The sequence below is a fragment of the Streptomyces sp. NPDC001373 genome (genome assembly GCF_042895815.1).
Lineage (GTDB): Bacteria > Actinomycetota > Actinomycetes > Streptomycetales > Streptomycetaceae > Streptomyces.
The window spans coordinates 207,798-228,634 of sequence record NZ_JBIAWQ010000004.1 but is presented as its reverse complement, the minus strand read 5'-3'; the positions used below and the strand labels follow the sequence as shown (position 1 = coordinate 228,634).

Sequence of the window (20,837 nt, the reverse complement as noted above, 5' to 3'; positions counted from 1 at the left end):
ATCCGACACCGCGCCCGCCATGTCCCCGACCAGGGATGGCGGGCGCGGTGGCGTTCGGTAGTCGTATGAATGCGTTCGGCTGAATCGTCAGGTTGGCGGGTCTAGGCTTTTTCGCGGAGCAAGGGTACTGCGGACGCGGGGAGTTGGCTCATGGCCAAGCCGAAGGACGAGGACGGGGCGCAGACGCCGGAGGAGTTCGCGCGCGAGGAACTGCGGCGGCACCGCGAGGCGGCCGGGCTGACCCAGGAGGGTCTGGGCGAGAAGATCTTCACGAGTGGGTCGTACGTCGGGCAGATGGAGTGCGGCACGCGGAGGCTGCGCCCAGAGATCGCGGAGTTGCTCGACAGGGAGCTGAACACAGGGGACTATTTCACCCGCCTGGCCAGAGCGTTCAAGTCCAAGCACAGTGAGTACTTCGCCGCCGCAGTCGAGCTCGAAGGCCTGGCAACGGCCACATACGAGTACGCCTGCACGCTGGTTCCCGGGCTGCTCCAGACGGAGGACTACGCCCGGGCCGTGATTCGGGCCACCAGCCCGACCGCGCTTGCCGAGCGTGTTGAAGCTCTGGTCGTGGCACGCATCGAACGCGCACGGCTCCTCGTGGATCCAGAGTCCCCCGAGATGTGGGTGGTCCTGCACGAGTCGGTGCTGCGGACACTGGTCGGCGGACCTGCCGTGATGGCGGCTCAGTTGCGACACATCGCTTCGTATGTCCGTGCCCACCGGATCACCATGCAGATCGTGCCATTCGCGGCCGGGGCCCACGGCGCATTGGGCTCCATGGTGCGCATCATGCAGTTCGCCGATGCGCCCGACGTGGCCTACACGGAGGGCCCGTACGCGGGGCAACTGCTCGACTATCCGGCCCTGGTCCGGCGCTACTGGAAGTCATACGATCTAGCTAGGGCCGCTGCGCTGTCACCAGAGGTGTCCCTGACCTTGATCGAGTCGGTGGCGGAGGAGTACGCGGCATGCGTGCAGACGTGAACGGCCTGTACTGGCGGAAGTCCTCGTACAGCAATGGGGATGGTGGTGATTGCGTCGAGGTGTCCGACGACGTCCCCGGCATGGTCCCCGTCCGCGACAGCAAGCAAGCCGGTGACGGCCCCGTGGTCGTCTTCGCCGGGGCCGCCTGGGCTTCGTTCATCCAGGACGTCAAGAGCCGCCGGGCCTGATCTCGTACCGCGTCTGTCCGACGGGGCCGGCTACTCCGGCTGGACGACCGTGGCGGCCCAGCGGAGGGTGGGGATCGAGGTGGTGACCACGGCTCCGAAGCCGCCGTGGAGGCCCGTGCCCAGGGGGGTCGTGAGGTGGGCCGGGCAGTCCAGGGTGAAGGGGGCCGGGTTGCGGTCCGGGTGTTCGTCCAGGCACCGCCCCGCCCGGCCGCGGGGTGCGGGCCCCGTCGCCCGCCCGCACGGCGGGCCCCGGGTCAGCCGGCGGGGACCTCGCGGGCCGGCTCGTCGTCGTTGCCCCGGCGCAGGACGCGCAGTCCGCGCGCCGGGGTCCAGCTGCGGACGACCAGCTCCTCGCCGTCGACGGCGGTGTGGACCACCTCGGTCAGGTCGGCGTGGAAGAGGTGGAAGGGGTGCGGGGTGTCCTTCTCCTCCGCGTACCGGTGCAGCTCGGGCGGGTCCACGATCTCCACCGCGCGGCCGGAGACCCGTACGTCCCCGTCGGGCATGGTGTCGCCCGCCCCCGGGTTGGTGTGCAGGGCGAAGCGCGGGTCGCGCTGGAGGTCGCGGGCCTTCATCGAGCCCGCCATCATGCCCAGCCACAGCTCGCCGCCGCGGAACTCCACGTTCAGCCCGGTCGCCCGGGGGGAGCCGTCCTTGCGCAGGGTGGCCAGGACGTGGTGCGGGAACTGCTCGAAGCGGGCCCGAACCGCCGCCGCGAACTCCGGTTCCGCCTTCTCGAACGCCGCCCAGTTGTTCATCGTCATACGCTCATCAAAGCGCGCACCCCGGACGACGGCCGGTCAGGCGCGCACGACGCCCGCCCGGCGCGCCGCCGCCAGCCAGGCCGGGAACTCGCCGACGAGGCGGTCGTACAGTTCGGCGTCCGGGACGGCCCCCGGGTCCTCGCCCGCGTGGAAGTAGCCCGCGTTGTCCACTACCCGCTTCTGCGGCACGGGCAGCTCGTCCAGGCGGCGCAGGAAGTCGAACTGGCTGCTGCGGGTGTTGCCGAAGCCGACGAACTGCCAGAACAGGGGGAGCCGGGCCGCCTTGCACAGGTACCGCTCCGCCGCGGTCCTGTCCACGGGCCCGCCGTCCGTCTGGAAGACGACCAGGGCCGGGTCGGGGGAGCCGGAGTCCAGGTAGTGGTCGATCACCGCGTCCATGGCCAGGTGGTAGGCGGTCTTCCCCATGTGGCCGAGGCCGGAGGCGATCTCGGTGACCCGTCCCTCGTGGCCGCGGAGCGAGACCTCCTCGATCGCGTCGACCCCGGTGGAGAAGAAGACGACGGGGACGCGGCCGTCGGAGTCCAGGTGCGCCGACAGGCCCAGGACGCGGTCCGCGAGGGCCTGCACGCTGCCGTCCCGGTAGTAGGGGCGCATGGATCCGGAGTAGTCCAGGACCAGGTAGACCGAGGCCCGCCCGCCGTCCAGGCCGTGCTTGCGGAGGGAGACCCCGGCGCTCTTGTACAGGCTGACGAGGGCGGGGGCGGCCTCCTCGACCTTGCGGAGGTCGATCGCACTGCGGCCCGCGGCGGCGGTCACGGGGTGCGGTCCGTTCCGGAGGGATCGGAGGGATCGGAGGGATCGGAGGCACCGGCGGCGCCGGTGGATCCGGGCGCGCGCAGGGCCTCGATGTCCTCCAGCATGGCCGCCGCCAGGTCGCGCTCGGAGGCGTAGTACCGCTCGGCCCACTTGAGGGTGAGGGTGGGGTAGGCCCAGGCCTTGTCCTCCTGCGCGGCCGCCACGTCCGCCTCCGCGCCGCGCCGCATGCCCTCGGCGAACTCCTGTTGCTGGAGCAGGAGTTCCCGCATCTGCGCCGGCTCCAGCAGGTGACCCAGCCACAGCCGCAGCATCGGCCCGTGCTTGAGCACCGGCGGGTCGACGGGCGTCTCGCGCGCCCAGTGGCATACGGCGTCCATGCCCTCGCCGGTGATCCGGTACACCCGCTTGTCGCGGGTGCCGGAGTCCTGGGCGACCATCCGGGAGGAGGCGTAGCCGGCCTTCTCCAGGCGCTTGAGCTCGCTGTAGATCTGGCTGAAGGAGGGGCTCCAGTAGAAGAAGCGCAGCGACCGGTCCGCCCACTTCTTCAGGTCGTAGCCGGAGAGTTCCTCGCCGAAGGAGAGCAGCCCGAGCACGGCCCAGCTGGTCGCGGGGAGCGTGCGCCGGGCCGCCTCGCCGGGGGTCTCTTCTGCCGTCTCGTCTGCCACGCAGCGCAGTCTACGACCGGTTGCCGCGGTGCCCTTCCGCCCGATGGGCATGACCGCCAGAAGCATTCCGATGAGGCATGCGCTCGCTCAACTCCCGCCGTTCGTATGGAGGAAGCGTGATCTCGCTGGACGGGAAGGTCGTCGTCATCACCGGCGCCGGGCGAGGCCAGGGCGCGCGCCGGCTGGGTGCGGCGGGGGTGGACTGCGAGGTCCGGCTGTACTCGGGGGTTTTCCACGGCCTCCTCGGCCTGCCGCTGCCCGCCGCGGCGGCCCGTGCGGGGGCGGCCTGGCCGGCCGCCACGGGCCGCGGGGGCAGGGGGACGGGGCGGCCGGATTCGAACCGGCGTCCTCCTCCTGAGCAGGGAGGCGCAACGACCTCTGTGCTACGGCCCCGTCCTTGCCGGAGAGCGTAACCGCCGGCCGGGGCGGCCCGGGCCGGCGGGAGGGATGAGGGGACGGGGCGGCCGGATTCGAACCGGCGTCCTCCTCCATGCTGTGTAGGCGCACTGCCTCTGTGCTACGACCCCGCCTTGTGTTCGATCTTAGGCGGATCCGGGGCGGACGTGCGCGGGGATTTCCCCGGCATGATGTGTCCATGCCTGGATTTCTCCTGCGCAACGTCCTGCTCCTCGCCGTGGAGTCCGGGGCCGCCCTGCTGCTGCGCGACCCCGGGACGCCCTGGATCCCCGTGCTGCTGGCGGTGTTCGTGGCCGGCTCGGCCGTGCCGCACGGCACCGACGCGGAGTTCGCGGCCCGCTTCCTCGTCGCGCTCACCGCGGTCGGCGTCGCCCGGGCCGGGGCCACCGCCTGGGACGGGCACGGGGCCGCGGCCCTGGTGGCGCTCGGACTGTTGCTGCTGCTCCAGACGGCGGCCCTGCTGCGGCTCACGCGGCGCGGCCGGGGCCGTGTCCGCCGGCGTCCGCCGCCCCGCCGCGTCCGCCGCTGAATCCGCTCGCCCGGCGCCGCCGCCCCGCCTAGGGTCGCCCGTATGTCCAGCAGCCCTCTGCCCACCACCACCCTCTGGCGCCCCACCGGTCCCGTCGAGCTCGACCTGGTCCGCGCCCTCGACCGGCGCGCCTGGCCGCCCCGGCTGCCCGAGCAGCCGATCTTCTACCCGGTGCTGAACGAGGACTACGCGGTCCGGATCGCCCGCGACTGGAACGTCAGGCACGACGGGGCGGGCTTCGTCACCCGCTTCGAGGTGGACTCGGCCTTCCTGGAGCGCTACCCGGTCCGGCGGGCGGCGAGACGATCCTGGAGCTGTGGGTTCCGGCGGAGGAGCTGCCGGAGTTCAATGCCCACATCGTCGGGCGGATCGAGGTGGTGCGTGAGTTCCGCTGAGGAAATCGTGTACGCCGCCCCCTGCCCCTCCTGCCCCGCCACCGCGGAGGTCACCGCCGGGCTGGCCTGGACCGGAGGGAGGCTGGAGTGGGGGTCCGAGCACCACTGCGAGGCCTGCGGAGCGGAGCTCCTCGACTGTGGCCGGGACGAGCCGCCGGCCGCCCTGCGCGGCCGGCTCCTCGCCGCACACGGGCCCACCCGCCTGGAGTTCCCCCGGGCCGGGGCCGCCGTGATGAAGGTGCTCCGCGCCGAGCTGGGGCTCTCGCTCGCCGACGTGCGGCGGGTCGTCCGGGAGGGGTACGAGGCCACCGGACCCGAGGCCGCGAGGCTCGCCGAGGCGCTGCGCCGCGCGGGACCGGCGGGACAACCCGTCGTCAACAGGCGCCGGAGCGGCAGAGAATGACGGCATGACGACTCGCGCCCGGTCCTTCGATGCCGCCGCCGCCCTCTACCACGCCTCCCGGCCCGGCTATCCCGAGGCGCTGTTCGACGCCGTCGAGGAGCTCGCCGGGATACCGCTGCGCGGGGCCCGGGTGGCCGACGCGGGGGCCGGGACCGGGATCGCCAGCGCCCTGCTGCACGCCCGCGGGGCGCGGGTGCTCGCCGTGGAGCCCGGCGACGGCATGGCCGCCGAGTTCCGCCGCGCGCACCCCGCGATCCCGCTCGTGCGCGGCGACGGCGACCGCCTCCCCCTGGCCACCGGCGCCTTCGACCTTCTCACCTACGCCCAGGCCTGGCACTGGACCGACCCGGCCCGCTCCGTCCCCGAGGCCCGCCGCGTCCTGCGCCCGGGCGGTGCCCTCGCCCTCTGGTGGAACGACCTGGACCCGTCCGTCCCGTGGATCGCCGAGCAGGACCAGCGGATCGCGGAGCTCTTCGGGGCCCCCGCCGGCCCCCCGCCGCGCCAGACCCCGGAAGGCCTGGACCTCACCACCCGCGAGGTCCGCTGGTCGCGCCGGATCCCGCTGGACGCGCACCTCGCCAACCTCTCCAGCCACTCTGCCTTCCTCCTCCTCGGGGAACCCGCCACCCGGGAGTTCACCGGGGCGGAGCGGGAGCGGCTGCTGGAGCTCTTCCCCGGCGGGACGGTCGAGGAGTCCTACGTGGTCACCCTGCGCGTGGCGGTCGTCTGAGGCAGGCCGCGGACGACCTCCGCCCGGCACTGCGACGGGCCGCCCCACGCGTCGCGCAGCGGCCGGGCCCTGCGCAGCCACAGCGACAGGTCCAGCTCCTCCGTGTAGCCGACCGCGCCGTGCAACTGGAGGGCGGTGCGGGCGGCCGCGTACGCCGCCTCGCCGGCGGTCAGCTTCGCCGCCGCGACGTCCCCGTCCGCCAGGGACAGCGCCGCCGCCCACAGCAGCGGCCGGGCGAACTCCAGGTCCAGCAGGGTGTCCGCCAGCCGGTGCTTGACGGCCTGGAAGCTCCCGATTGGCGCCCCGAACTGGGTGCGCCGCTTCGCGTACTCCACCGTGCGGGCCAGCAGTTCCTCGCCCACGCCCAGGCACTGGGCCGCCGTCAGCAGCCTTGCCCACCGCGCGGCCGTCGCGGCGGCGGCCGGGACGGCCGGGCCCGACGCCAGAAGCTCCCCGCCCGCCGCCGGGACGCCGAGCCCGCGTGCCGGGTCCAGGGAGGGCAGCCGCTCCCCGGCGCCCGGCGCCATCCGCAGCTCGCCTCCCGAAGGCCCGGCGGACACCGTGAAGCAGTACGCGGCCGCGTCCGGGTCCAGCGCGTACGGGGAGCCGCCCGGCAGGGTCAGGGTGGCCAGGGCCTCACCCGCGACCAGCCCCGGGAGGAACCGTTTCGCCGGCCCCTCGTCCCCGAGCCGGGCCAGCTCCCCCAGCAGCACCACCGCCGCGGCCGTCTCCACCACCGGCCCCGCCACCCCCGCCCGCCCCAGTTCCACGAACCCGAGCGCCAGCTCCACCGGCAGCGGTCCCAGCCCCTCGTAGGCCTCCGGCGCGGCCAGTGCGCACAGGCCCGTGTCCCCCAGCCGGGACCACAGGGCCAGCCCGGGCCCGTGGTCCCCGGCCGCCCAGGCCCGTACGGTCGCGGGGACCCCGGCCGCGCTCAGCAGGGAGCGCAGGGTACGGGCGAAGTCGGACTGTTCGCCGGTCGGCAGGAAGCGCATCAGCGGCGGCCCTTCGGGAGGCCGAGCAGCCGCTCGGCGATGATGTCGCGCTGGATCTCGTTCGTCCCCGCGTAGATCGGCCCGGCCAGCGAGAACACCCAGGGCTCTGCCCATGGCCCGTCGGCCAGCTCGGCGTCCGGGCCCAGCAGGTCCAGGGCCGTCTCGTGCAGGGCGATGTCGTACTGCGACCAGAACACCTTGTTCAGGCTGGATTCGGCGCCGATCCGCCCGCCCGCCGCGAAGCGGGTGGCACCGGCCCAGGTGAACAGCTCGTAGGCGCGCGCCCCGACCACCGCGTCCGCGACCCGGTCGCGCAGCGCCGTGTCCGCCGGGTCCCCCTGCTCCCGCCACAGGCCGGCCAGCCGGCCGGCGGCCGCCAGGAACCGGCCGGGGGAGCGCAGGGTCAGCCCGCGCTCGTTCCCGGTGGTCGACATCGCGATCCGCCAGCCCTGCCCCGGCTCCCCGATCACGTCCTCGTCCGGGACGAAGACCCCGTCCAGGAAGAGCTCCGCGAAGGCCGGCTTGCCGTCGAGGCGCCCGACGGGCCGTACGGTCACGCCCGGCGCCCGCAGGCCGAACATCAGGTACGTCAGCCCCTGGTGGGGCCTCGCGGCCCCCGGGTCCGTACGGAAGATGCCGAAGGCCCGGTCGGCGAAGGCGGCCCGCGACGACCAGGTCTTCTGCCCCGACAGCAGCCAGCCGCCCGCGGTGCGCACCGCCCGCGACCTCAGCGAGGCCAGGTCGGAGCCCGCCTCCGGCTCCGACCAGGCCTGCGCCCAGATCACCTCGCCGCTCGCCATGGACGGCAGCACCCGCGCCCGCTGCTCCGGCGTGGCGTGGTCGAAGAGGGTGGGGGCCAGCAGGCTGATGCCGTTCTGCGAGACCCGGCCGGGCGCGCCCGCCGCCCAGTACTCCTCCTCGAAGACCAGCCACCGCTCGATGTCCGCGCCCCGGCCCCCGTACTCCTCGGGCCAGGACACCGCCGACCAGCGGTCCGCGTGCAGCCGCGCCTCCCACTCCCGGTGGGCCGTGAAGCCCTCCCGGGTCTCCAGCGAGGGCAGCGGGCGGTCCGGCACGTGCTCGCGCAGCCAGGCCCGGGCCTCGGCCCGGAAGGCCGCCACCTCGGGGGAGTGGTCGAGGTCCATCAGCCGTTCGCCTCCTTCGGGGCGGCGCCGCCGCACGCTTCCCTAACAAGTGTTTGGTAGGTTAACGTATGGCCATGAGCAGCGTCGAGGAGTCCCGCAGCGAGGCGCCCGCGTACGTCCCCGCCCACGGCCTGCTGCACGGCCGCACCGCCGTCATCACGGCTGCCGCCGGGGCCGGGATCGGCGGCGCCACCGCCCGCCGCTTCCTGGAGGAGGGGGCCCGCGTCCTGATCGGCGACGCCCACGCCCGCCGCCTGAAGGAGACCGAGGCCGCCCTCGCCGCCGAGTTCGGCGCGGACCGGGTCGCCTCCCTGCCCTGCGACGTCACCGACGAGGAGCAGGTCCGGGCCCTCTTCGTGCACGCCGAGCGGCTCCACGGCGGCCTCGACACCGTCGTCAACAACGCCGGACTCGGCGGCACCGCCGACCTCGTCGACATGACCGACGCCCAGTGGACCCGCGTCCTCGACGTCACCCTGAACGGCACCTTCCGCTGCACCCGCGCCGCCCTGCGCGCCTTCAAGGACTCCGGGCGCGCGGGCGTCGTCGTCAACAACGCCTCCGTCATCGGCTGGCGCGCCCAGACCGGCCAGGCCCACTACGCCGCCGCCAAGGCCGGGGTGATGGCCCTGACCCGCTGCGCGGCACTGGAGGCCGCCGCGTTCGGCGTACGGGTCAATGCGGTCGCCCCGAGCCTCGCCATGCACCCGCACCTGGTGAAGGTCACCAGCGAGGAGCTGCTCGCCGAACTCACCGCCCGCGAGGCCTTCGGCCGGTACGCCGAGCCGTGGGAGGTCGCCAACGTCATCGTCTTCCTGGCCAGCGGCTACTCGTCCTACATGACGGGCGAGACGGTCTCCGTCAGCAGCCAGCGCGCCTAGGCGGTGTCCTGTGGATCAGGCCGGGTTCGCGACGCCCGGCACCGCGCCTCGCCCCGTCGTCCTCAGCCGCCGATGTCCCCCGGCTCCGCTGGGAGCTGCCCCGACCGCAGCGGCTCCTTCGTCCGCCTTGCGATGCACGGCGCCGGCCGCCGCTCCCTGGTCCGGCCTGATCCGATGGACACCGCCTGGCCCAGAATGGGGCCGTGCCAACGAACAAGCCGAACGCCGGGCCGGCCGCCGGGCCGGCCGCGAAGAAGAAGCCGCAGGTGACCCCCTCGCCCGAGCGGCGCCGGGAACTCCTCGACACCGCCGCCGAGGTCTTCGCCGCCCAGGGCTACAACGCCACCACCGTCCGCAAGATCGCCGACGCTGCCGGGATGCTCGCCGGCAGCCTCTACTACCACTTCGACTCCAAGGAGTCGATGCTCGACGAGATCCTCTCGGCCTTCCTGACCGAGCTGTGGGACGGGTACGACGCCGTCCTCGCGGCGGGCCTCGGCCCCCGGGAGACCATCGAGGCCCTCGTCACCGAGTCCTTCCGCGAGATCGACCGGCACCGCGCCGCCGTCGCCATCTACCAGAAGGAGGCCCGCACCCTCTCCGCCCAGCCCCGCTTCCACTACCTCTCCGACTCGCAGGTGAAGTTCGAGAAGGCGTGGCTGGGGACGCTGGAGCGGGGGGTCGCAGCCCGGGTCTTCCGGGCCGACCTCGACATCCGCCTCACCTACCGCTTCGTCCGCGACACGGTGTGGGTCGCGGCGTCCTGGTACCGGCCGGGCGGACAGCACAGCCCCGAGGAGATCGCCCGCCAGTACCTGTCCATGGTGCTCGACGGGATCGCCGTACGCCCCTAGAAGCAGCAGCCAGCAGACAGCAGCCAGCAGAGGAGCCCCCGATGCCCGAGGCCTACATAGTCGACGCCGTGCGCACCCCCGTCGGGCGGCGCGGCGGCGGCCTGTCCCAGGTCCACCCCGCGGACCTGGGGGCGCACGTCCTCAGGGCGCTCGTCGAGCGGACCGGGGTGGACCCGGCCGCCGTGGAGGACGTGGTGTTCGGCTGCCTCGACACGGTCGGCCCGCAGGCGGGCGACATCGCACGGACCGCCTGGCTGGCCGCCGGGCTGCCCGAGGAGGTCCCCGGCGTCACCGTCGACCGGCAGTGCGGCTCCTCCCAGCAGGCCGTGCACTTCGCCGCCCAGGGCGTGCTCTCCGGAACCCAGGACCTGGTCGTCGCGGGAGGCACCCAGAACATGTCGATGATCCCGATCGCCTTCGCCTCCCGGCAGGCGGCCGAGCCCCTGGGCCTCACCGAGGGTCCCTACGCGGGCTCGGCCGGCTGGCGCGCCCGGTACGGGGACGCCCCCGTCAACCAGTTCCACGGGGCGCAGCTCATCGCCGGGAAGTGGGGGATCTCCCGGCGGGACATGGAGGAGTTCGCCCTCACCTCGCACCGGCGGGCCGTCCGCGCCATCGACGAGGGCCGCTTCGACCGCGAGACCGTCCCCTACGGGGAGGTGACGGTCGACGAGGGGCCGCGCCGGGACACCAGCCTGGAGAAGATGGCGGGGCTGAAGCCGGTCGTGGAGGGCGGCACCATCACGGCGGCCGTCTCCTCCCAGGTCTCCGACGGCGCCGCGGCGATGCTGATCGCCTCCGAGCGGGCGGTGGCGGAGCACGGTCTCACGCCCCGCGCCCGGATCCACCACCTGTCGGTGCGCGGCGAGGACCCGATCCGGATGCTGTCGGCCCCGATCCCCGCCACCGCCCACGCGCTGAAGAAGACCGGCCTGACCCTCGACGCCATCGACCTGGTCGAGATCAACGAGGCCTTCGCCCCGGTGGTGCTGGCCTGGCTGAAGGAGACGGGCGCCGACCCCGCCCGCGTCAACGTCAACGGCGGCGCGATCGCCCTGGGCCACCCCCTCGGGGCGACCGGCGTGAAGCTGATGACCACGCTCCTGCACGAGCTGGAGCGCACCGGCGGCCGCTACGGCCTCCAGACCATGTGCGAGGGCGGCGGCCAGGCCAACGTCACGATCATCGAACGCCTCTGACCCGGGCGCCGGCGGACGCGGGGCCGCCCGGACGCGGCCCCCGAGCCCGCACCGGCGAAGGCCTCCCGGGGGTCGGGCGCGTCCGGTCCGCGGCGGGGCCTGCGTTCCGGGGGCAGCGGTTCCCGGCCGAGGTGTGCTAACTTGGTGGCGTTGCAGTTGTGGTACCCATGAACTTTATGTGCGCCTGACGGGATTGCTCCGCAGGCGCTTTTATTGTTTTTGCCGGATTCTCCCGGATGGGGCCCTTGCCGCCTATTCAGGAGATTCAAATGGCACTTGGCACCGTGAAGTGGTTCAACTCGGAAAAGGGCTTCGGCTTCATCGAGCAGGACGGCGGCGGCCCGGACGTCTTCGCCCACTACTCGAACATCGCCATGCAGGGCTTCCGTGAGCTCCAGGAGGGCCAGCGCGTGTCCTTCGACGTGACGCAGGGCCAGAAGGGCCCCCAGGCGGAGAACATCCAGCCCGCCTAATTTCCTCAGCATGCCGGGGTCCGCGCCGCGAGGTGCGGACCCCGGCTTGTCTGCTGTTTCGACCGTTTGTCTGACCTGCCGGTTTCAGGAGGGCTTTTCCGCATGACCAGCTCCAGCTCCGCACGACCCGGCCGCCGCCCCAGCCGGGGCCGAGGTGCGGCCCAGGGACGTCCGAAGGCTGGTGCGGGACGGCAGAAGCCCGCACCCGTGGCCCGGCCGCAGGAATTCACCATGCCCGAACCGCTGACCCCGGCCCTCCCGCCGGTGGCCGCGTTCGAGGACATGGACATGCCCGAGGCGCTGCTGAAGACCCTCGCCGCCCAGGGCGTGACCGAGCCCTTCCCCATCCAGGCCGCCACCCTGCCGAACTCCCTGGCGGGCCGCGACCTCCTCGGCCGCGGACGCACCGGCTCCGGCAAGACCCTCGCCTTCGGCCTGGCCCTGCTCGCCCGCACCTCCGGCCGCCGCGCCCAGCCCAAGGCGCCGCTCGCGCTGGTCCTCGTACCGACCCGCGAGCTCGCGCAGCAGGTCACCGACGCCCTGACCCCGTATGCCACGGCCGTCAACCTGCGCGTCGCGACTGTCGTCGGCGGCATGTCCATCAACCGGCAGGCGGGCGCGCTGCGGCGCGGTGCCGAGGTGCTCGTCGCCACCCCCGGCCGCCTCAAGGACCTCATCGACCGCGGTGACGCCGACCTCTCGCAGGTGTCGATCACCGTCCTCGACGAGGCCGACCAGATGACCGACATGGGCTTCATGCCGCAGGTCACCGCCCTGCTCAAGCAGGTCGCGCCCGGCGGGCAGACCATGCTGTTCTCGGCGACCCTCGACAAGAACGTCGACAAGCTCGTCAAGATGTTCCTGGACGACCCCGTCGGCCACTCCGTCGACCCGTCGGCCGGTGCGGTCACCACCATGGAGCACCACGTCCTGTACGTCATGGACGAGACCGACAAGAAGGCCGTGGCCACGCGCATAGCCGCCCGCGACGGCCGGGTCATCATGTTCGTCGACACCAAGCGCGGCGTCGACCGCATGGTCAAGAAGCTCCTCGCGGAGGGCGTGCGCGCCTCCGGCCTGCACGGCGGACGCTCCCAGCCGCAGCGCAACCGCACCCTGGACTGGTTCAAGACCGGTGAGGTCACCGCGCTGATCGCCACCAACGTGGCCGCGCGCGGCATCCACATCGACGACCTCGACCTCGTCGTCAACGTCGACCCGCCCACCGACCACAAGGACTACCTGCACCGCGGCGGCCGCACCGCCCGCGCCGGCGAGTCCGGCAGCGTGGTCACCCTGGTCCTGCCCGACCAGAAGCGGGACATGACCCGGCTGATGTCGGACGCGGGGATCTCCCCGCGCACCGCGCAGATCAAGTCCTCCGACGAGGCACTCGCCGAGCTGACCGGCGCCCGCGAGCCCTCCGGCATCCCCGTCGTCCTCGAGGTCCCGCAGCCCCCGCAGCCCAAGCCGCGCAGCGGCTCGGGCGCCGGCTCGGGCTCCTCGCGCCGCCGCTCGGGCACGCCGCGCACCGCCGCCTCCGGCGCCCCCGCCTCCGGCGGCCGCGGCCGGCGCTCCGGCTCCGGCGCGTCCGGCGGCTCCGGCCAGGCCCCCGCCGGCTCCGGGGCGGGCCAGTCCCGGCGCGGCCAGGGCGGCCAGGGCTCCGGCTCCGCCGGCCAGTCCCGGCGCGGTACGGGCGGCTCCGTCTCCGGCGGCGGCGCGGCCGCGGCCTCGGCGCGCAGCCGCGTCGGCACGGCCGGGCAGGGACGCCGCCGGGCGGTCTGAGCCCCGCAACCCCGCACAGCGCGCCGACGGCGCCGGGCAGAGCACTGCCCGGCGCCGTCCCGTTTTCCCCCGCGGCTCTACCGGACCAGCCTGCTCTGGAGCTTCGACAGCGTCCGCAGGTCCAGGCCCAGACCGTCCGTCAGATAGCCGTAGAAGCCGCCGTAGTCGGCCTCCATCCGGGCGGTCGCGGCGTCCAGGTAGTCCTGCCGGACCTCCTGGAGCGGGATCAGCAGGTCCGGGTTCTGCATCCGGCCCGACTGCTTGAGGCCCGCGCGCACCTGGGCGTCGTACGCCGCCCGGAAGGTGTTCGAGGCCAGGTAGTCGCTCTCGGCCGTCTCCTGCGGCACGGCCAGCGCGCGCAGCAGGACGTAGCTCATCCAGCCCGTCCGGTCCTTGCCCGAGGTGCAGTGGTAGAGCAGCGGGCCCTGGTTCCCGTCCGCGAGCTCCCGCAGGGTCGCCGCGAACTGCGCCCTGTTCTCGGGGCTCGTCACGAACGTGCGGTAGATGTCCCGCATGTAGGCCTCGGCCCGCCCGCCGCCGAGCATCTGCTCCTGCTTCACGGGGTCGCCGCTGGATATCGCGCCGACCAGGGTGCCGTACAGCCCCAGGTCGCTGACCGGGCGGGAGGTGGGGGAGAGCCCCTGCGGCAGCCGGTCGGCGCCGTCGTACTGGAGCTCCGTCGGGATGCGGAAATCGACGGCCTTCGTGAGGCCGAGACCGGAGACGGTGGTGATGTCCGCCGCGGTCAGCCTGCTCAGTGCGTCGGAGCGGTAGACCAGCCCCTGGCGGACCCGGCCCCCGGTGTACGTGGCGTACCCGCCGACGTCCCGGAGGTTGACGGCCCCCTGGAGGGGGATCTGCCGGATCGCCCCGGCCGCCGACCGGAGCTGGTGGTGCGGGGTACGGGCCACGGCTGCCGGAGCCGCCGCCTCGGCGGCGGCGGGCAGGGCGGCGGCGAGAGCGGCGGCGGCCGCCGCGGCCGCCAGGCGGATGCGGGCACGTCTCATACGGGCGACTCCTGTGACGGAGAAGGGGATCACCCTGGTGGTGGCAGGGTGCCGGGCGGGTGCGGGCCGGACGCGTGCAGCCGGTCCAGCACGGCGTGCGCTTCGGCCATGACGCGGTCGACGAGCTCCGCACACGACGGCAGATCCTCGATCACCCCCGCGACCTGGCCCGATGCCATGACACCGAGGTCCGTACGGCCCTCGACCATGGACGCCCTGAGGAGCATGGGGGTGTTCGCGGCGAGCAGGACCTGGCTCCAGGACAGGTCCCTGCCGTGCTTCATCGCCAGACCGTCGCGCACCATCCGGGACCAGGAGAGCCCCGACAGCCGCCGGAACCCGGCCGCGTGCCGCACCGCCCGGGCCAGGGCCCCGGCCCGGCCCGCCCGCTCCAGGGACGCCACCAGCTCGGTGCGCAGCATCCGGTGCGGCATCCCGTCCACGGCCGTGGTGACGGTGACGTCCTTGACGCCGGCCTTCAGGTACTCGGCCTTCACGGCGTCCGGGACGGTCGAGTCCGAGGTCAGCAGGAACCGCGTGCCCATGGCGATGCCCGCGGCCCCGTACGCCAGGGCCGCCACCAGCCCCCGCCCGTCACGGAATCCGCCCGCCGCGACCACCGGGACGTCCACCGCGTCGACGACCTGCGGCAGCAGCACCGTGGTGGCCACGTCCCCGGTGTGCCCGCCGCCCTCCCCGCCCTGCACGATCACCGCGTCGGCGCCCCAGGCCGCGACCTTCTCGGCGTGCCGGCGCGCCCCCACCGACGGGATCACCACCACCCCGGCGTCCTTGAGCCGGGCGATCAGCTCCCGGGACGGGGCCAGCGCGAACGACGCCACCCGCACACCCTCGTCGATGATCAGCCGCACCCGCTCGGCCGCGTCCCCCGCGTCCGCCCGCAGGTTGACCCCGAACGGCGCGTCCGTACGGGAGCGCACCTCCTGCACGGCCGCCCGCAGCTGCTCCGTCGTCATCGTCGCCGAGGCCAGGATGCCCAGCGCCCCCGCCTCGGCCGCCGCCGACACCAGCCGCGGGCCGGCCACCCAGCCCATGCCCGTCTGCACGATCGGGTACCGGACCCCGACCAGCCTGGTGAACGCCGTCCCCAGATCCCTCGCCGCCACGTCAGCCCCGCACTTCCCGGTCGCGCAGGCCCTTCGGGTCGATCACCTCGCGGATCAGCCGCAGCTCCTCCGCGGAGGGCTCACGGGTGTACGGGACGTCCGCGCCGATGGCGAGCTCGAACCCGGTGGCCGCACGGACCTCGTCCACCGTGACCCCCGGGTGCAGGGACGCCAGCCGCATCGTGCGGCCCGGGCCGGCGAAGTCGAAGACCCCGAGGTCGCTGACCACGCGTGGCAGCCGGTGGAAGCGGGCCGCCGAGGGTCCGGCCGCCTCCGCGCGGTCGTACCCCACCCCGCTGACCATGTCGACGCGCTCGACGAACACCCTCGGGGAGTGCCGGGGCACCCAGTAGCTCACCGGGTTGTTCAGGGTGTTGACGGGCGCCCCGCGCACCCCCAGCAGCTGCCGGGCGGGCCGCTGCCAGTCGCCGACGCAGGAGATGTTCTGGTTGCCGTACCGGTCGATCTGGCTCGCGCCCATCATCACGTGCCGCCGCCCGCCGGTCACCATCGTCAGGTGGCGCCGGTACGGGAGCCAGCCCTCGACCGTCCCGTCCAGGCCGACCAGCAGGGCCTCGCCGTCGGTCAGCAGCAGGTCGGGGGAGAAGGTCCGCTTGGCCAGACGCGCCCCGAAGGAGGGGATCGGGCCCATCGGACTGGCGAGCACCTCCCCGTCGCCGCGCCAGGCCTCGGCACACGCGATCACGCAGTACTCCGCGCGACTGGTCATCGCTGCTCCTCCCGCCAGGTCCGGACGGCGCTCTGGTAGTCGTGCTCGCCCGCCCCGGACAGGAAGCGGGCGGCGAACTCGGGCCAGGGGGTGGTCGCGTACAGCTTCTGGAAGGCCTCGTCGCGGTCGTAGTCGGGCACGCAGGAGGTGAAGTGCGCGCCGTTCGGACTCTCCACGACCCCGGTGACCGAGTGCCGGCTGACCAGCAGGGACTGCGGGGGGCCGCACTTGGCGAGCTCGGCGCTCTCCACCAGCTGCTCGCAGGAGACGTACGCGGCGTCGGCGGCCTCGCAGAAGAGGTCGTCGAAGTACGGGTCGGGGCCCAGGTACTGGCCGTTGCCCAGGCGGTCGGCGCGGTTGAGGTGGACCAGGGCCGCGTCCATGCGCAGGGCGGGGACGGCGACGAACTCCTCGCCGTCGGCGTAGGGGGAGGTGACGGTGCGCAGCTCCGGGTTGACCCGCATCACGTCGGAGCCGAGTCCGGCGCGGACCGGCATGAAGGGGAGGCGGTTCGCGGCCGCGTGCAGGCCCCACATGAACATGGCCTCGTCGTACTCGGTGAGGGCGAGGGTGCCGCTCTCGCGCGCGGCCCGGAAGTGCGGCTCCAGCGGGATGGAGTCGAGGGTGGCGAAGGGGGCGATCAGGCGGCGGACGCGTCCGGCGGCGGCGAGCAGCCCGACGTCGGGGCCGCCGTACGAGATCACGGTGAGGTCGGTGATCCCGGACCGCAGCAGCGCCCGTACCAGGGCCATCGGCTTGCGCCGGGAGCCCCAGCCGCCGATGCCCAGCGTCATTCCGCTGCGCAGCCGCCCGACGACCTCGTCGGGGGTCATGGTCTTGTCGGTCATGCGGTGCCCTTCCCGAAGGTGTCGCGGACCCGGTCGGCGACCCCGCTGAGGTTGGCCTCGAAGGTGAACCCCTGCTCGAAGCGGTAGCTTCGGCGCACGTCGACGGGGTCGATGCCGTTGATGGCGGCCTTGGCCAGCCGGATGAGGGTGCCGTCCTTGCGGGCGATCTCGGCCGCCAGCTCCAGTGCGACGGCGGACAGTTCCGCGCGGGGGACCACCTTCCAGACCGAGCCGTGGGCGTGCAGTTCGGCGGCGGTGGCGGTGCGCGAGGTGTAGTAGAGGGCGCGCATCAGGTGCTGCGGGACCAGCCGGGCGAGGTGGGTGGCGGCGCCGAGGGCGCCCCGGTCCAGTTCGGGCAGGCCGAACACGGCGTCGTCGGAGGCCACGATCGCGTCGGCGTTGCCGACGAGGCCGATCCCGCCGCCCAGGCAGAAGCCGTGCACGGCCGCGACCACCGGCACCTCGCACTCGTACACGGCGGCGAAGGCCTCGGCGCAGCCGCGGTTCGCGCCGATGAGGGCGGTGTGGCCGCTGTCGCGCTGCATCTCCTTGATGTCGACGCCGGCGTTGAAGCCGCGCCCGCCGGCCGCCAGGACCACGCAGCGCACCCCGGGGTCGCGCCCGGCGGCGCGCAGGGCGTCGGCGAGCTCGTACCAGCCGTGCACGGGGAGGGCGTTGACGGGCGGGAAGTCCACTGTGACGTGTGCGATGCCCTGGTCCGGGCCGGAGGTGGAGACACCCATGGGCGGATCAGCTACCTTTCCACCAAACATTTGTTAGGTGAGGAAGGTAGCAGCCGATGGAGCTCAAGGGGAGGGTCGTGGTCGTCACCGGCGGAACCCGCGGCGTAGGCGCCGGGATCGCCCGCTCGTTCCTCGCGGCCGGGGCGGAGGTCGCCGTCTGCGCCCGGCGCCCGCCGGACCTGCCGGTGGCGCGGGACGGGCGGGAGGCCGCCTTCACCTCCGTGGACCTGCGCGAGCCGGCCGCCGTCCGGGAGTTCCTCGACGGGGTCGCCGGGCGGTACGGGCGGCTCGACTGCCTGGTGAACAACGCCGGCGGGACCCCGTACCGGCTGCTGGGGGAGGGCGGGGCGCAGCGGCACGCGCGGGTCCTCGCCCTCAACCTGGTGGCGCCGATGACGGCCTCGCTCGCCGCCTACCCGTGGCTGCGGGAGAGCCGCGGCTCGGTCGTGATGATCGGCAGCGTCAGCGGGACCCGCCCCTCGCCGGGCACGGCGGCGTACGGGGCGGCGAAGGCGGGCCTGGAGAACCTGGCCCGCTCGATGGCCGTGGAGTGGGCCCCCGAGGTACGGGTCAACTCCCTGGTCCTCGGCATGGTCCGCACCGAGCTGGCGCACCTGCACTACGGGGACGCGGCGGGCGTCGCGGCGGTCGCCGCCACCGTGCCGCTGGGCCGGCTGGCCGAACCCGCGGACGTGGGGGAGGCGGCGGTGTTCCTGGCGTCGGACCGGGCGGCGTACGTGAGCGGGGCCAGTCTGCTGGTGCACGGGGGCGGGGAGCGCCCGGCGTTCCTGGAGGCGGCGACGGCCAACCGGCGGCCCGGGGGATCGGGGGGCTCGGGCTGACGGACGGGTGGCGGGGCCGACGGGTGAGGGGCGGGCGGACCGCCTTCGGGCGGACCGCCTTCGGGTGGACCGGCGGCCCGACGGCCCGGTGGGGGCGGCCCGACGGGTGGGCGGCCTGCCGGGTGGGCGTGCCGGCGGGGTGTGACCGGCGGCCCGGCGCTGTGGTGGGCCCGGCGGTCCGGTGGTCGGACCGGCCGGTGGATGGGGACCGACATCGAGGAGAGCTGACATGGGTATCGCGGACGGACGTGTGGTCGTCGTGACGGGCGCCGGCCGGGGGCTGGGCCGGGCCCACGCGCTGGCCTTCGCGGCGGAGGGGGCGCGGGTCGTGGTCAACGACCTCGGGGTCGGGCTGGACGGGCTCCCCGGGCCCGGGAACCCGGCCGCGCGGGTGGCCGAGGAGATCCGGGCGGCCGGCGGGGAGGCGGTGGCCCACGGCGGGGACATCGCGACGGGCGCGGGAGCGGACTCGCTGGTCGCGTGCGCCCTGGAGGCCTTCGGCCGCCTGGACACCCTGGTCAACAACGCCGGGTTCCTGCGGGACCGGATGCTGGTCAATCTCGGGGAGGACGACTGGGACGCGGTGATGCGGGTCCACCTCAAGGGGCACTTCCTGCCGCTGCGGGCGGCGGCCGCGTGGTGGCGGGCCGAGGCGAAGGCCGGCCGGCCGGTCGCGGCCCGGGTCGTCAACACCTCGTCGGGGGCGGGGCTGCTGGGCTCCGTGGGCCAGGGCAACTACAGCGCGGCCAAGGCGGGGATCCTCGGGCTGACCCTGGTGGCGGCGGCCGAGATGGGCCGGTACGGGGTCCAGGTCAACGCCGTGGCCCCGGCGGCGCGGACCCGGATGACGCAGGAGACCTTCGCGGCGACGATGGCCGCCCCGCAAGCGGGGGCCTTCGACGCGATGGCGCCGGAGAACGTGTCCCCGCTGGTGGTGTGGCTGGGGTCGACGGCGTCCGCCGGGGTCACGGGCCGGGTGTTCGAGGCGGAGGGCGGCCGCATCACGGTGATGGAGGGCTGGCGGCCGGGCCCCACCGCCGACCGCGGATCCCGCTGGACGGCGGGGGAGGCGGGCGAGGCCGCCGCGAAACTCCTGTCCCAGGCGCAGCCGCCGCTCCCGGCGTACGGGGCCCAGTAGCAGGCCGGGACCGGCGGCCGCTTCACGGAGGGTCCCCTGCCCGCCCTTCGCCCGTTCCTCCCAGGCCATCACGGGCAGGTGCCCGAGGGCTCCGCCCCCGGCCCCTTCCCCCACGCCTGGATCGCCGGCGGGCGGGGCCGGAATGTCGCTGCGCGCGAGATCCGGCCCGCGCGGCGCTCGAGCGCACCGGGCGCGCTGCGCCCGGAACCTGGTCCGGGGCGGAGCCCCGGGGCCTTGCCGGCGGCGTCGGCGTCCGAGGGGGCGGCGGTGGAAGGAAGGACGGGGCGGGGAGCGGCTCCGCGCAGCGGGACCCCCTGACCCGGGTTCCGGACATCCGGGCGGGCGGCGGGACCCGCTTCCGCCCGCCGCGAGGCCGCCGACCGGCGCGGCGGCCGCGCGGCGGTCGCCGGAATCGGCCAGCCGGTACGGGCCGCAGCCCCCCCGTGGCCCGTTGGCCGTATCGGACCCTCCCCCACCCAGCGGCAGCGTGGTGGCATGTCCACGCCGGATCCCGGCTCCCCCTCCGACCGAACGGAGACCCCCTCATGCCCCTCCGCAGAATCGCGCTCGGCGCCGCCGTCACGGCGCTGTCGGCCCTCGCCGCCCCCGTCCAGGCGGCCCACGCCGACATCCCCTCCGTCCCCCCGCCCGGCCGGGTCACCGTCGAGGTCGCCGGGGTCAACGGCTCCGGCTGCCCCCAGGGCAGCGCGGACGTCGCCGCCGCCTCCGACAACACGGCCTTCACCGTCACCTACAGCAGCTACCTCGCCCAGACCGGCGCCGGCGCAGGCGGGACGGAGTTCCGCAAAAACTGCCAGCTGGCCCTGCGGATCCATGTGCCCCAGGGGTTCACGTACGCCATCGCCCGCGCCGACTACCGCGGCTTCGCCCACCTCCAGCGCGGCGCCTACGGCCAGGAGCGCGCGAACTACTACTTCCAGGGCAACGCCCAGACGGCCCGCAGCACCCACCAGTTCAACGGCCCGTTCAGCGACAACTGGCAGGCGAGCGACCGGACCGACTACGCGGACCTCGTCTGGGCCCCCTGCGGAGAGGAGCGCAACCTCAACGTCAACACCGAACTGCGGGTCTACGGCGGCACGTCCAGCCCGCAGAACCTCAGCTTCATGAGTATGGACTCGACGGACGGCAGCGTCAGCACGGTCTACCACTTCGAGTGGAAGGAATGCCCCGCGGCCTGATGCGGGGTGCCCG

Annotated in this window: 23 protein-coding genes, 2 tRNA genes and 1 pseudogene; 14 read left to right on the top strand and 12 right to left on the bottom strand. The window is 74.3% G+C overall.

The features are described from left to right. Positions 1-150: 150 nt before the first annotated feature. Positions 151-987 (top strand): helix-turn-helix domain-containing protein, encoded by an 837-nt coding sequence (locus tag ACFY15_RS12020; protein ID WP_390825423.1) that lies wholly within the window; start codon positions 151-153, stop codon positions 985-987. Then, positions 972-1,175, top strand: a complete 204-nt coding sequence (locus ACFY15_RS12015; RefSeq protein WP_390685771.1) for a DUF397 domain-containing protein — start codon at positions 972-974, stop codon at positions 1,173-1,175. The genes ACFY15_RS12020 and ACFY15_RS12015 overlap by 16 nt, the downstream gene beginning before the upstream one ends. A 254-nt stretch (positions 1,176-1,429) precedes the next feature. Here ACFY15_RS12015 and ACFY15_RS12010 read toward each other — a convergent pair whose 3' ends face one another. From ACFY15_RS12010 to ACFY15_RS11990, 5 genes are all read right to left on the bottom strand, one after another. Beyond that, positions 1,430-1,939, bottom strand: a complete 510-nt coding sequence (locus tag ACFY15_RS12010; protein WP_390685772.1) for a pyridoxamine 5'-phosphate oxidase family protein — start codon at positions 1,937-1,939, stop codon at positions 1,430-1,432. A 36-nt stretch (positions 1,940-1,975) separates the two neighbouring features. Next, the gene (locus tag ACFY15_RS12005; protein ID WP_390685773.1) at positions 1,976-2,716 is read right to left on the bottom strand and encodes a vWA domain-containing protein; all 741 of its coding nucleotides are present in this window, start codon (positions 2,714-2,716) and stop codon (positions 1,976-1,978) included. Beyond that, a complete protein-coding gene (locus ACFY15_RS12000; protein ID WP_390825525.1) occupies positions 2,713-3,390 on the bottom strand; it encodes a PadR family transcriptional regulator in 678 nt (225 codons plus the stop codon). Before ACFY15_RS12000 ends, ACFY15_RS12005 begins: the two co-directional genes overlap by 4 nt. Positions 3,391-3,701: 311 nt before the next feature. Next, a tRNA-Ser gene (locus ACFY15_RS11995) sits at positions 3,702-3,775 on the bottom strand. A 61-nt stretch (positions 3,776-3,836) separates the two neighbouring features. Continuing rightward, positions 3,837-3,909: transfer RNA gene (locus ACFY15_RS11990), tRNA-Ala, on the bottom strand. Between the two features lie 67 nt (positions 3,910-3,976). Here ACFY15_RS11990 and ACFY15_RS11985 point away from each other — a divergent pair. The 4 genes and pseudogenes from ACFY15_RS11985 to ACFY15_RS11970 all read left to right on the top strand — a co-directional run bounded on the left by ACFY15_RS11985 (position 3,977) and on the right by ACFY15_RS11970 (position 5,855). Further along, on the top strand, positions 3,977-4,327 hold the full coding sequence (locus ACFY15_RS11985) for a hypothetical protein (RefSeq protein ID WP_390685775.1): 351 nt from the start codon (positions 3,977-3,979) through the stop codon (positions 4,325-4,327). Between the two features lie 42 nt (positions 4,328-4,369). Next, positions 4,370-4,722: pseudogene (locus tag ACFY15_RS11980) on the top strand (hypothetical protein). Beyond that, a complete protein-coding gene (locus tag ACFY15_RS11975; RefSeq protein WP_390825422.1) occupies positions 4,709-5,125 on the top strand; it encodes a hypothetical protein in 417 nt (138 codons plus the stop codon). Before ACFY15_RS11980 ends, ACFY15_RS11975 begins: the two are co-directional and overlap by 14 nt. Before the next feature lie 4 nt (positions 5,126-5,129). Next, positions 5,130-5,855, top strand: coding sequence for a class I SAM-dependent methyltransferase (locus ACFY15_RS11970; protein ID WP_390685778.1), 726 nt, complete (start codon positions 5,130-5,132; stop codon positions 5,853-5,855). Here the strand turns inward: ACFY15_RS11970 and ACFY15_RS11965 are convergent. Further along, the gene (locus tag ACFY15_RS11965) at positions 5,822-6,850 is read right to left on the bottom strand and encodes an acyl-CoA dehydrogenase family protein (protein ID WP_390825421.1); all 1,029 of its coding nucleotides are present in this window, start codon (positions 6,848-6,850) and stop codon (positions 5,822-5,824) included. The two genes, ACFY15_RS11970 and ACFY15_RS11965, sit on opposite strands and share 34 nt — an antisense overlap. Continuing rightward, positions 6,850-7,995, bottom strand: a complete 1,146-nt coding sequence (locus tag ACFY15_RS11960) for an acyl-CoA dehydrogenase family protein (RefSeq protein WP_390825420.1) — start codon at positions 7,993-7,995, stop codon at positions 6,850-6,852. The genes ACFY15_RS11965 and ACFY15_RS11960 overlap by 1 nt, the downstream gene beginning before the upstream one ends. Before the next feature lie 74 nt (positions 7,996-8,069). On the opposite strand from ACFY15_RS11960, the gene ACFY15_RS11955 reads away from it, so the two are divergent. From ACFY15_RS11955 to ACFY15_RS11935, 5 genes are all read left to right on the top strand, one after another. Continuing rightward, a complete protein-coding gene (locus tag ACFY15_RS11955; RefSeq protein WP_390825419.1) occupies positions 8,070-8,876 on the top strand; it encodes an SDR family oxidoreductase in 807 nt (268 codons plus the stop codon). Between the two features lie 203 nt (positions 8,877-9,079). Next, complete coding sequence (locus tag ACFY15_RS11950; RefSeq protein WP_390825418.1) at positions 9,080-9,730, top strand: TetR/AcrR family transcriptional regulator; 651 nt, start codon at positions 9,080-9,082, stop codon at positions 9,728-9,730. Between the two features lie 41 nt (positions 9,731-9,771). Beyond that, on the top strand, positions 9,772-10,929 hold the full coding sequence (locus ACFY15_RS11945) for an acetyl-CoA C-acetyltransferase (protein ID WP_390825417.1): 1,158 nt from the start codon (positions 9,772-9,774) through the stop codon (positions 10,927-10,929). Positions 10,930-11,198: 269 nt separating this feature from the next. Beyond that, the gene (locus ACFY15_RS11940; RefSeq protein WP_390685784.1) at positions 11,199-11,402 is read left to right on the top strand and encodes a cold-shock protein; all 204 of its coding nucleotides are present in this window, start codon (positions 11,199-11,201) and stop codon (positions 11,400-11,402) included. 102 nt (positions 11,403-11,504) lie between these two features. Further along, positions 11,505-13,187 (top strand): DEAD/DEAH box helicase, encoded by a 1,683-nt coding sequence (locus ACFY15_RS11935; RefSeq protein ID WP_390825416.1) that lies wholly within the window; start codon positions 11,505-11,507, stop codon positions 13,185-13,187. A gap of 77 nt (positions 13,188-13,264) precedes the next feature. On the opposite strand, the gene ACFY15_RS11930 is transcribed toward ACFY15_RS11935, so the two are convergent. Genes ACFY15_RS11930 through ACFY15_RS11910 form a run of 5 tightly spaced genes read right to left on the bottom strand, consistent with a single transcriptional unit; the run spans position 13,265 to position 17,642 of the window. Continuing rightward, entirely contained in the window at positions 13,265-14,194 is a 930-nt protein-coding gene (locus ACFY15_RS11930) for a tyrosine-protein phosphatase (protein WP_390825415.1), read from the bottom strand. A gap of 29 nt (positions 14,195-14,223) precedes the next feature. Then, positions 14,224-15,306 (bottom strand): NAD(P)H-dependent flavin oxidoreductase, encoded by a 1,083-nt coding sequence (locus ACFY15_RS11925; protein WP_390685961.1) that lies wholly within the window; start codon positions 15,304-15,306, stop codon positions 14,224-14,226. Positions 15,307-15,322: 16 nt separating this feature from the next. Continuing rightward, positions 15,323-16,051 (bottom strand): CoA-transferase subunit beta, encoded by a 729-nt coding sequence (locus ACFY15_RS11920; protein WP_390825414.1) that lies wholly within the window; start codon positions 16,049-16,051, stop codon positions 15,323-15,325. After that, positions 16,048-16,899 (bottom strand): CoA transferase subunit A, encoded by an 852-nt coding sequence (locus tag ACFY15_RS11915; protein ID WP_390685788.1) that lies wholly within the window; start codon positions 16,897-16,899, stop codon positions 16,048-16,050. Before ACFY15_RS11915 ends, ACFY15_RS11920 begins: the two co-directional genes overlap by 4 nt. Beyond that, positions 16,896-17,642: an enoyl-CoA hydratase family protein gene (locus ACFY15_RS11910; RefSeq protein WP_390825412.1), complete on the bottom strand. Its 747-nt coding sequence runs from the start codon at positions 17,640-17,642 to the stop codon at positions 16,896-16,898. Before ACFY15_RS11910 ends, ACFY15_RS11915 begins: the two co-directional genes overlap by 4 nt. A gap of 56 nt (positions 17,643-17,698) precedes the next feature. On the opposite strand from ACFY15_RS11910, the gene ACFY15_RS11905 reads away from it, so the two are divergent. From ACFY15_RS11905 to ACFY15_RS11895, 3 genes are all read left to right on the top strand, one after another. After that, a complete protein-coding gene (locus ACFY15_RS11905; RefSeq protein WP_390685790.1) occupies positions 17,699-18,484 on the top strand; it encodes an SDR family oxidoreductase in 786 nt (261 codons plus the stop codon). A 229-nt stretch (positions 18,485-18,713) separates the two neighbouring features. Beyond that, positions 18,714-19,622, top strand: coding sequence for an SDR family oxidoreductase (locus ACFY15_RS11900; protein WP_390825410.1), 909 nt, complete (start codon positions 18,714-18,716; stop codon positions 19,620-19,622). Between the two features lie 545 nt (positions 19,623-20,167). Beyond that, positions 20,168-20,824, top strand: a complete 657-nt coding sequence (locus tag ACFY15_RS11895; protein WP_390685792.1) for a DUF4360 domain-containing protein — start codon at positions 20,168-20,170, stop codon at positions 20,822-20,824. Positions 20,825-20,837: the final 13 nt, after the last annotated feature.

Excerpts from the sequence above, each read along its gene's own strand:
- ACFY15_RS12010 (WP_390685772.1), bottom strand. The coding sequence starts at position 1,939 with ATGACGATGAACAACTGGGCGGCGTTCGAGAAGGCGGAACCGGAGTTC.
- ACFY15_RS11960 (WP_390825420.1), bottom strand. The coding sequence starts at position 7,995 with ATGGACCTCGACCACTCCCCCGAGGTGGCGGCCTTCCGGGCCGAGGCC.
- ACFY15_RS11905 (WP_390685790.1), top strand. The coding sequence starts at position 17,699 with ATGGAGCTCAAGGGGAGGGTCGTGGTCGTCACCGGCGGAACCCGCGGC.
- ACFY15_RS11940 (WP_390685784.1), top strand. The coding sequence starts at position 11,199 with ATGGCACTTGGCACCGTGAAGTGGTTCAACTCGGAAAAGGGCTTCGGC.
- ACFY15_RS11910 (WP_390825412.1), bottom strand. The coding sequence starts at position 17,642 with ATGGGTGTCTCCACCTCCGGCCCGGACCAGGGCATCGCACACGTCACA.
- ACFY15_RS11895 (WP_390685792.1), top strand. The coding sequence starts at position 20,168 with ATGCCCCTCCGCAGAATCGCGCTCGGCGCCGCCGTCACGGCGCTGTCG.
- ACFY15_RS11955 (WP_390825419.1), top strand. The coding sequence starts at position 8,070 with ATGAGCAGCGTCGAGGAGTCCCGCAGCGAGGCGCCCGCGTACGTCCCC.
- ACFY15_RS11945 (WP_390825417.1), top strand. The coding sequence starts at position 9,772 with ATGCCCGAGGCCTACATAGTCGACGCCGTGCGCACCCCCGTCGGGCGG.
- ACFY15_RS11900 (WP_390825410.1), top strand. The coding sequence starts at position 18,714 with ATGGGTATCGCGGACGGACGTGTGGTCGTCGTGACGGGCGCCGGCCGG.
- ACFY15_RS11965 (WP_390825421.1), bottom strand. The coding sequence starts at position 6,850 with ATGCGCTTCCTGCCGACCGGCGAACAGTCCGACTTCGCCCGTACCCTG.
- ACFY15_RS11970 (WP_390685778.1), top strand. The coding sequence starts at position 5,130 with ATGACGACTCGCGCCCGGTCCTTCGATGCCGCCGCCGCCCTCTACCAC.
- ACFY15_RS12015 (WP_390685771.1), top strand. The coding sequence starts at position 972 with ATGCGTGCAGACGTGAACGGCCTGTACTGGCGGAAGTCCTCGTACAGC.
- ACFY15_RS12020 (WP_390825423.1), top strand. The coding sequence starts at position 151 with ATGGCCAAGCCGAAGGACGAGGACGGGGCGCAGACGCCGGAGGAGTTC.
- ACFY15_RS11915 (WP_390685788.1), bottom strand. The coding sequence starts at position 16,899 with ATGACCGACAAGACCATGACCCCCGACGAGGTCGTCGGGCGGCTGCGC.
- ACFY15_RS11985 (WP_390685775.1), top strand. The coding sequence starts at position 3,977 with ATGCCTGGATTTCTCCTGCGCAACGTCCTGCTCCTCGCCGTGGAGTCC.
- ACFY15_RS11920 (WP_390825414.1), bottom strand. The coding sequence starts at position 16,051 with ATGACCAGTCGCGCGGAGTACTGCGTGATCGCGTGTGCCGAGGCCTGG.
- ACFY15_RS11935 (WP_390825416.1), top strand. The coding sequence starts at position 11,505 with ATGACCAGCTCCAGCTCCGCACGACCCGGCCGCCGCCCCAGCCGGGGC.
- ACFY15_RS11930 (WP_390825415.1), bottom strand. The coding sequence starts at position 14,194 with ATGAGACGTGCCCGCATCCGCCTGGCGGCCGCGGCGGCCGCCGCCGCT.